1 protein-coding gene is annotated in these 1,430 nt (G+C 65.0%); it reads right to left on the bottom strand.

Annotated elements, in window-relative coordinates:
• Positions 1–23: 23 nt before the first annotated feature.
• Positions 24–1,367: an IS5 family transposase gene (locus CQ13_RS15210; RefSeq protein ID WP_057843681.1), complete on the bottom strand. Its 1,344-nt coding sequence runs from the start codon at positions 1,365–1,367 to the stop codon at positions 24–26.
• Positions 1,368–1,430: the final 63 nt, after the last annotated feature.

Below are 1,430 nucleotides of genomic sequence, written 5' to 3'. Positions count from 1 at the left end.
GTCGTCCGTGAAGAATGCCGATCTCACGCTGGAATGGTCAGAGCGCCGGGAAAGAGTGCGGTCAGGAACCGGTGCAGCAAAAGGCTGAGCCATCGGATGAGGCGGCGGAAGTTGTAGCCGGCGGCGGCGAGGACGGCGTTGGCGGCGTCGCCGCGGCGGAACCAGAGATAGTTGCGGCCCATGCGGTGCTCGGCCTTGAGATGGCCGATGACGGGCTCGACGGCGGCCCTGCGACGTAGTTCGCGTTTGATCTTCGGCGTCACCCCTCGCTTCTGCCCGGAGAGGAAGACCCTGAACTTGTAGTCAGGCGGCGCGTTGTGGCCGCGATATCCCTTGTCGGCGAGGAGGCGCGCGATGATGTTGCCGATGAGCGCCTCCATGTCCGGGATCACGGTGGCCAGCGTGTGACCGTCATAGGGATTGCCGGGCAGCGCCTTCACATGGGTGACGAACTGGCCGCCCTTGGCGTGACCGATCGTGGTGGCGACGGAGACTTTGACGCCGAACTCGTACGGCCGATGGGCCTTACCCTTGCCGATGCACTCGACCTCCGGCGCGTGCAGGGAATAGACCTTCGGCCCGCGTTGACGCTGCTGCTGCTCGCGCACGCGCCGCGCCAGCGCCAGCAGCTTTGCGAACGCCGCCTCGAGCCCGCTGTTACCCTCGATCTTGCGGGCGATGTCGCGGATCACGCGGCCCAGATAGGTCCGCAGCGTCTTGAGCTTCCGCTTGGCGCGCTTGAACTGCTTGGCGTGGACATAGCGCTGGTGCTGGATCAGGGCGAACTTGCCCACCCGCGCATAGGACTGGCGCAAAGCCACCCCATGGCGCTGCGCCAGCCGCACCAGCTTCTCGCGCGCCCGGTTCAGAAGCTTTGCATCGGTGGGGAACGTCACGTTCTTGGGCTGAACCGTGGTGTCGACGATCACCCGCGACAGCTCGGACGGCTTGATCGCCTTGGTCCTGGTGGCGACCGACAGGCTCTCCTGGATCAGCGCCGCCAGCCGCTCCTCGCCCATCCGGTTGCGCCAGCGCGTCAGCGACGAGCGGTCGAACACCAGTCGGTGCTGGAAGAACTCCTCGCCGCAGAAGTATTGGTAATAGGGGTTCTCGACCCACCGCTCGCACAGCACCTCGTCGGACAAGTCGTAGGTGTGCTTGAGGATCGCCAGCCCCGCCATCAAGCGCGTCGGCAGCGGCGGGCGGCCGGGATCATCGTTGTAAACCTCGCCGAACCGTTCCTCCAGGAACCTCCAATCCACCGTGCGGCCCAGCGTCACCAGCGGATGCTTCAAGTCGATGATCTGGTCGAGCCGCGAGCGGAAAAGATCCTGCTCTCCCGTCTCGCTCCGTTCCCGTGGCCGCATCGAATCCCTCGCCAATGCCGGTTCTGGGGGCGAGTGAATCACAAATCAAGTTTGCAAGGAATC

The sequence above is a fragment of the Bradyrhizobium retamae genome (assembly GCF_001440415.1).
Classification (GTDB): domain Bacteria; phylum Pseudomonadota; class Alphaproteobacteria; order Rhizobiales; family Xanthobacteraceae; genus Bradyrhizobium; species Bradyrhizobium retamae.
The sequence above is the reverse complement of the archived record's forward strand: the minus strand, read 5'-3'. Positions and strand labels throughout refer to the sequence as shown.